9 protein-coding genes are annotated in these 7,182 nt (G+C 67.6%); 3 read left to right on the top strand and 6 right to left on the bottom strand.

Annotated features, from left to right (window positions below; genetic code table 11):
- The first annotated feature begins 185 nt into the window (after positions 1-185).
- Positions 186-509, top strand: coding sequence for a HigA family addiction module antidote protein (locus tag K9L28_11250; GenBank protein MCF7936906.1), 324 nt, complete (start codon positions 186-188; stop codon positions 507-509).
- A 161-nt stretch (positions 510-670) separates the two neighbouring features.
- Here K9L28_11250 and K9L28_11245 read toward each other — a convergent pair whose 3' ends face one another.
- The 6 genes from K9L28_11245 to K9L28_11220 form a co-directional block, all read right to left on the bottom strand.
- The gene (locus K9L28_11245; GenBank protein MCF7936905.1) at positions 671-2,239 is read right to left on the bottom strand and encodes an FGGY-family carbohydrate kinase; all 1,569 of its coding nucleotides are present in this window, start codon (positions 2,237-2,239) and stop codon (positions 671-673) included.
- Between the two features lie 23 nt (positions 2,240-2,262).
- Positions 2,263-2,901 carry a hypothetical protein gene (locus K9L28_11240; GenBank protein ID MCF7936904.1) on the bottom strand — a complete coding sequence of 213 codons (639 nt, stop codon included), beginning with the start codon at positions 2,899-2,901 and terminating at the stop codon, positions 2,263-2,265.
- A gap of 30 nt (positions 2,902-2,931) precedes the next feature.
- Positions 2,932-3,573, bottom strand: coding sequence for an SDR family NAD(P)-dependent oxidoreductase (locus K9L28_11235; protein ID MCF7936903.1), 642 nt, complete (start codon positions 3,571-3,573; stop codon positions 2,932-2,934).
- Between the two features lie 56 nt (positions 3,574-3,629).
- Positions 3,630-4,409 (bottom strand): SDR family oxidoreductase, encoded by a 780-nt coding sequence (locus tag K9L28_11230; protein MCF7936902.1) that lies wholly within the window; start codon positions 4,407-4,409, stop codon positions 3,630-3,632.
- Between the two features lie 313 nt (positions 4,410-4,722).
- Positions 4,723-5,286, bottom strand: a complete 564-nt coding sequence (locus tag K9L28_11225; protein ID MCF7936901.1) for a hypothetical protein — start codon at positions 5,284-5,286, stop codon at positions 4,723-4,725.
- 10 nt (positions 5,287-5,296) lie between these two features.
- Positions 5,297-5,866 carry an ECF transporter S component gene (locus K9L28_11220; protein MCF7936900.1) on the bottom strand — a complete coding sequence of 190 codons (570 nt, stop codon included), beginning with the start codon at positions 5,864-5,866 and terminating at the stop codon, positions 5,297-5,299.
- 308 nt (positions 5,867-6,174) lie between these two features.
- Between K9L28_11220 and K9L28_11215 the strand changes: the two genes are divergently transcribed.
- Positions 6,175-6,828 (top strand): GntR family transcriptional regulator, encoded by a 654-nt coding sequence (locus K9L28_11215; GenBank protein ID MCF7936899.1) that lies wholly within the window; start codon positions 6,175-6,177, stop codon positions 6,826-6,828.
- Between the two features lie 139 nt (positions 6,829-6,967).
- The coding region (locus tag K9L28_11210; GenBank protein ID MCF7936898.1) for a hypothetical protein at positions 6,968-7,182 on the top strand (215 nt) is incomplete at its 3' end.

Raw genomic sequence — 7,182 nt, 5'->3', positions numbered from 1 at the left:
CCTCCGCAGCGACAGCACCGACAGCGCCGCCGGGACCAGAGCCCTTCCGGGCCGGCCCGGCGGCGCCGGTGTTATGATGAGGCTGTCCTGTGGCTGCGCCGGATCTCCCCTCTCGGGGACACGCTACCGGTCGAAGAGACAGAGATTGACGACCACTACAAATGAACCGCAAGGAGGAAACGTCAATGGGCCGGATTCCGGAAGAGAGACCACCCACCCATCCCGGCGACATGCTCCGCCAGGAGTTTCTGATACCGCTGGGGATCTCGCAGCGGCAGCTGGCGCAGGGGATCCGTGTCCCCTACCAGCGGGTCAACGAGATCGTCAATATGAGACGGGGCATCACGCCCGAAACGGCGCTCCGCCTGGCGCGGTACCTCGGCATGTCAGAGGGATTCTGGCTCAACCTGCAGCAGCGCTGGGACCTCTACCAGGCGCGCCTCAGGGAACGAGACGAACTCGCCGCCATCCAGCCGCTCAACGAGCGCTCGCCGTCTGCCCCTTTCTAAGAACCCCCACTCTTTCGTAGCACTCTCGAAAAACACACAGACAAGCCGCTGTCTCCTGTAATACTCCCACCCGCCGGGGGGCGCGACAGCGCAGGCCGGGGCGCGGGGCCCCGGCCTGCTGCGATGCGGAGCTTCGGTGGTTCCGGCGGCCGCCGCTTCCGTCAGGAGAGGTGCTTTTCGGCGAAGCCGGTGAGCTTGGGGAAGGCGGCGGCCACGCCGGGGTAGGCCTCGCGATAGATGCGGTAGAGGTCCTCGTAGACGGCGTTGGCCCCGCTGTCGGGGTGGAAGGTGGTCTCCACGGAGATCTTGCCGGTGGCCTCGGCGTAGTCCTTCCAGATCCCCACGCCCACGCCGCCCATGATGGCCGCGCCCAGGGCGGTGGACTGCTGGGGGGCGCTGAGGCGGCTGAAGGGCTGGCCGTTGACGTCGGCGTAGATCTGCATCCAGAGGTCGTTCCGCACACCGCCGCCGATGGCCCGGATCCGGTCCAGGCCCGATATGGAGACGCCCATCTCCTCGTAGAGGTCGTAGAGCCAGCGCATGTTGAAGCAGACCCCTTCGTAGATGGCCCGCAGCATGTGGGCCCTGGTGTGGGTCATCCCCAGACCGAGGAAGCAGCCCCGGGCGTTGATGTCGAAGTGCGGGGCCCCGCCGCCGCGGAGATAGGGGAAGAAGAGCAGCCCCTCCGCGCCGGGGGGGACGGCCCTGGCGTCCTGGTGCATGGTGGTGTAGACCGGCAGCCCCAGCACCTGCTCCATGAGACGCCGGTCGGTGCCGTAGACGCCGTCGCGGAACCAGTCCTGGGCGATGCCGCCGGAGGCGGTGATCATCACCAGGTTGTAGCCGCCGAAGGGCTGCATGGTGTTGCAGTTCATCTTGTAGCGGGGATCCAGGGAGGGTTCGTCGGCGTAGACGGCGGACCAGTTGGCCGATCCGATGTAGGTGTAGCCCATGCCCTCGCGGATGACGCCTGCGCCGGTGTTGGCGCAGATCACGTCGCCCGAGCCCAGCGTCACCGGTGTGCCCTCGGCGAGGCCGAACTCCTCGGCCGCCTCGGCGGTGACCCGGCCGACGATGTCGTGGGAGTTCAGGATCTCGGGGATCTTGCCCTGGTCCACCCCGGCGGCCTGGAAGATCTCCGGGGAGATGGCGCGCTTCCGGGAGTCCATCATGCCGTTCATGGACATGTCGCCGTACTCCGTGGCCACCTCGCCGGTGAGCCGCTCGGCGATGAGCTCCTTGTACTGCAGGAAGGCGTAGGTGCGCTGGTAGATCTCCGGAACGTTGTCCTTGTACCACATGACCTTGCAGATCGGCGCCAGCTCTGGCTGCCAGCCCACGCCGGTGATCCTGTAGTACTCGTCGTTGCCGCCCAGGGTGTCCATAAGGCGGTCGGCCTGTTCCTTCTGCCGCATGTCGCACCAGATGCCCACCTCGTCCATGAGCACCTCGCCGTGCCGGTCCACGGGGATCATGGTCATCATCTGGTTGCTGAAGGAGATGACGGCGATCTCCCCGGGATCCACCTTGCTGGTCTCCATGAGCCGCCGCGTGGAGGCGACCACCGTCTCGTAGACCTCGCTGATCCGCTGGGTGGACCAGTTGAGGTGCGGGTAGTAGGTGGTGAAGTCGATGTACTCCGAGGCCACCATGTTCAGCGATTCGTCGAAGAGCACCGCCTTGTCGCCGGTGGTCCCCATGTCGTGCACCAGGATGTAGCTGCCTGCCATTGCCGACTCCCCCTTTCTCTGCGCTACCGCTGCGCCCGCCACTGGTCGAGCCAGGCGGTCATGGCTTTCAGAAAGCGTTCCCTGCCGGTGCGGATCGCCTCGGGAAGCTGGGCGGTGAGTTCGGCCTTTTTCGCCGCTCCGTCGTCGCCGCAGTCCCAGACCTTGTCGGTGCCCACGAAACAGAGGGGCATGTCCGAGAGGCCGTCCCAGGCTTCGGTGGTGTGGAATCCCAGCTCCCGCAGCGGCAGGTCGATGGTGGCGTCCACCCGGGCCCACCGCACGCCCACGTCCACCAGCAGGTAGTTGTGGAAGTCCACCACCTCCACCTCCTCCAGCAGCAGCCGCAGCTCCCCGGGCAGCGCCACCGTTCCGTAGGTGTCGTCGGGAAACCAGGTGAGGTCCTTCCAGCGCTGCAGGCAGATCATGTCCCTCGTTGCCAGCCCCGCCGCGTGGAAGAGCTCCCGGAGCAGGAAGTTCTTGCCCGAGCAGGTGCCCTTGTTGCGCCGGTAGACCTCCAGGGGATCCCGGGAGCCGGCCCGCCCGAAGGGGATGTCCCGCACCCTCTCGAAGATGCCGGTCCGCAGCGCTTCCCCCTCCAGACCGGCAAGCCCCCAGTCCTCCAGGATGGCCCGCCGGTCGGCGTCGTTCAGTCTTCCGTCCATATTCTCCACCTCCATAGCAGTCACTCTGCGTTAGTAGATCCGGTAGATCTGGCCGCAGGCATAGTCGCCCAGGCCGGAGAGCCAGAGGTCCAGGGCCCAGCCGATCTCCTCGGTCCAGTTCCCGCTGCGTTCCCCCAGGGCGATGCCGTGGACGGCGACCCCCTGGGGGATCACGTCCCTGGCGATGGAGGTCATCATGCCGGTGACGGCGCTGGACAGCGCCGCCTCGTAGAGCGTGCCGCCCGGCGCAACCCTGCCTTCGCCCTCGCCTTCGCCGGTGTAGCCCCGGGTGCTGCCGAAGAGGACCACCCGGCCGCCGCCCCGGGCGGTCATCAGGGGCACCGCCTCCCGCAGGGCGTGGAAGATCCCCATGATCCAGGCATCCACCAGCCGCCCCCAGAGGGCGTCGTCCGGCGGGGCGTCCTCCAGGGCGGCGCGCAGCTCCTCCAGCGGCGGACAGAGCACCAGGCCGTCCAGGGAGTCGGCGACCCCCGCAAAGGCCCGGATGCTCCGGGCGATCTCCCCGGGGTCCTGCGCCTCCCCGCCGGAGACAAGGTCCGCGGGGGCGACGCCGGCCAGCGGCGCGGACTCCACGGCGGCGCAGCGCTCCTCCAGCCAGGCCGTCACCTCCCGGCCCAGGGCGCCCTCATCGCCGAGGACCAGACAGTTCATCGCGGTTTCATCCTTTGCTGGGTGCACGGTTAACTCCTCCATTTCCGGCCTCTGGGTCATCTGAGGTAGGTGATCCCGCCGTCGGCGAGCAGCGACACGCTCCGCACCGCCCTGGTGGGGGCGGCGGCGAAGTGTCCGTAGAGCCGGGCGATCTCCCCGGGGGTGATCATCGACCCGGTGAGGGACTTGGCGTGCATCCCGGCGATGCCCTCCTCCACGTTCCCGCCGCGGCTCTCGATGACCCGGCGGATCATGGGCGTGTCCACGTGCCGCAGCGCCAGGGCGAAGGTACGGATGCCCTCGTCGTCGCAGGCCCCGGCGATCTGTCTGGCCATGCCGATGAACCCGGCCTTGCCGGCCAGGTATGGCGAGGGGATGCCCGAGGAGGAGAGCGGCGCGGCGGTGAAGAGCATCCGCCCCCAGCCTTTCTCTCTCATCGCGGGGAGGGCGTGGCGGATGCAGTAGAAGGCGCCGGAGAGGTCGATGTCCAGGGTGCTGCGGAAGCCCTCCGGCGTGATGGCGGGAAACCGCTTGGGACCTTTGGGCCCCTGCACGGCGGCGTTGTTGACGAGGATGTCCGCACCGCCGTCGCGGTCGATGCGGGCGAACATCTCCCCCACCGCTCCGGGATCGGCGATGTCGCAGACCGCCGGAAGGGCGTATTCGCCGCCCTCGGCGTGGTTGATCTCCGCGGCGAGATCGGCGGTGTCGCCGATGTCGCAGAGGTAGACCCGGGAACCCAGCGACGCGAAGTGGCTGCAGATCGCCCGGCCGATCCCCCCTCCGGCGCCGGTCACAACGGTGACCTTGCCCTCCAGGGGCCGTACTCTGTCCATGGCTGTCACGCTCCATTCTGCAGGACGCCGCCGGGAGTAGTCCCAACGGCTATGGAATGATAGTTTTGTAGTGAATATAGTCGGCATTGGCAACAAATATATCGCAGCGAAAGAGGAAGAACAAGCGTACGTTTTCGAAAATCTGCCGGGAAATGTCAGGGCTGGGGAGGGATGTGGCGACGATGCAGCGACCGCCGCGGCGGCACCAGGGGCACTGGAGGCGGTCCCTGCCTCGGTGTCCAGGCGCGGACCCCCGGAGCGACCGTAGTCACCCCGGGGGAGGTTCTTCCGTAACGGTAGCGCGGAACGTCGCCTAGCCCCGGCGGGCCAGCCGCTCCCTGGCGAGCGGCCAGGCCGCCCTGGAGGGATCGCCGTTGGAGACATCCGCAAGGGGCAGGGAAAGGCCCCGTTCGTCGAGCATCCGCCGCAGCACCGCCATGAAGACGCCGCTTCCCGGAGCGGCGGCGATCCGCTCCCGGTTGCGCCGGTAGCGCGCCTCGTCGCCCAGTTCGCCGCCTTCGCAGCCACGGCAGGTGGTCTCCACGCCGCAGCTGGGGCTGCCCTCCACGCCGAGCACCCCCAGCAGGTTCTGCCCGGCGGCCAGGGCGTCCTCGATCTGGTCCAGGCAGGGCTCCAAGAGCCTCCGGCAGTGCCGCCGGTAGCCGGGGGTGTCGTACTGCTCCACAGTCATCCCCCAGCGCCGCGCCCCGAGGTAGGTGGTCTCCGGACAGGGGAGCTGGATGATGCCCACGCCCTCCTCCACAATGGGCACCAGGAGCTGCCGGATGGCCCCCGGGTAGCGGGCGAGGCCGGCGACGATGGCGTTGGCGTTGCAGAGGCAGTGGGCCAGGACCACGGTGGTGCCGCTCCGTTCCATGGCGGTCTCCCTATTCTCTGGCCTTCAGCCTGGGATTCAGGGCCAGGATGCGGGGCGGCAGCTTGAGGAAGAGCACCGACACCAGCAGACAGCTGACCACCTTGTCCAGGAGGTTGCCGGCGATGCGGGGCAGGAAGGCCGCCGTGAAGATGCTCTGCCCGGTGGTCCGGAGCCAGACGAAGACAAGGTCCATCCCGCCGCCGGTGAGGCCGCCGTAGAGCCAGATGGCGATGGGCGTGCCGATCAGCGGGGCCAGCACGGCCAGGACGAGGCCGGTCACCAGCGCCACGGGGAGGGAGAAGCCCTTCTTTCTGGCCACCAGACCCACCACCAGGCCGATGGCCATGTTGACCAGGGCAAAGGGGATCGTCCGGGGGTTGGTCAGCGCCCCCTGGATGATGTTGGTGGACGCGCCGATCATCACGCCGTAGAGGGGCCCCATCAGGGCGGCGCCGAAGATGGTGCCGATGGTGTCCAGGAAAAGCAGGGGGATCTTCATGGACGAGACAATGGTGCCAAGGACAAGGTTCACGACGACACAGAGCGAGCTCAACGTCAGGTAGAGACTCCCGGATTGCATGGTCATTCCTCCCAAAGTGGTTTGGATAAGAAAGTGGCATAACCGTTATAACCACACAACCCCGGATCGACCCAATCCCTCCGGCAACAGACCGGCGGCCGCGGCGGCGGGAACCACCCGTACCTCCCGGGGCAGATCGGCCGCCCCTTTTCCACCCTTTCGCCTGCCGCGCACCGTTCCTTGCGGGGAGGTAACAGCGCGGACGGCGTTCTTGACAGTCCCGGGGCTCTGGCAGAGAATGAAGGTCATCTTCAACGACGGCTGCGGTGCCGCCGCGGCCGGAGACCACCGACAAGGAGCCCACGCACATGGCCAGGGAAAACGCCGAGGAACGCGCCTACAAATCGATCCTGCACCTGATCCTCACCGGTGAGTACAGACCCGGGGACTTCCTGCTGGAGCAGCACCTCGCCGAACGGTTTGAGATGAGCCGCACGCCGGTGAGCCGGGCGCTGCACAAGCTGATCACCGAAGGCTTTCTGGAGAAGATGCCCAAGAAGGGCTGCCGCATCCCCATCCCCTCGCCCCAGGACGCGGAGCACGTCTTCACCGCCCGGGAGGTGGTGGAGGGCAACGCCGCCGCCCTGGCCGCCGAACACGCCGCCGACAGCACGCTGGCCGATCTGGCCGCCCTCTCCGGCCCCGACCGCGACGCCGTGGCCAACCGCGAGCGGGAGAGCTTCGCCGAGGTCAACGAGGCCCTGCACCTGGGGATCGCCCGCGCCTCGGGCAACCCCTACCTGGAGCGCTGGTGCCGCAACATGTTCTGGCGGTCCAATGTCTACATCTTCTATTTCGACAGCTTCTACCACCACTCGGAGCTCTTCCTCCCCCAGCAGACCCCGGTGCAGCACGCCGCCGTCATCGAGGCCCTGCAGAAACGTGACGCCGCGGCGGCCCGGGAAGCCATGGCCGACCATATCCGCTACACCTACCGCCAGCTTCTGTTGACAAACCAGTAAGGCAGAGGGATTGACAGCCCCGGCAAAGGGGGTTATGATCGGCACAACGATGTATACATCAACGCACCCGCTCTGGCGGGTTTTTTCCTGGCCCACCGGCGATGGATACATCAACGCATCCGCAAAGGAGTGTGGGATCATGAACCATACGGGACACACCGTACTCGTCCTGGGCTACGGCCTGCAGGGACGGGCGGCGGTCCACGACCTTGTCCGGTCCCCGGGGGTGGGGAAGGTGATCGTCGCCGACGCCCGGCCGGGCTTCGAGGCGGACCTCCCCGAGGGCGGCGATACCGCCATCGAGGCCGAAGGGATCGACGCCCCCGACGAGGAGGCCATCCGGGGGCTTGTCAG

The organism is Synergistales bacterium (assembly GCA_021736445.1).
GTDB lineage: Bacteria > Synergistota > Synergistia > Synergistales > Aminiphilaceae > JAIPGA01.
Note: the sequence above shows the minus strand (reverse complement) of the source record. Positions and strands in the feature narration are given on the sequence as shown.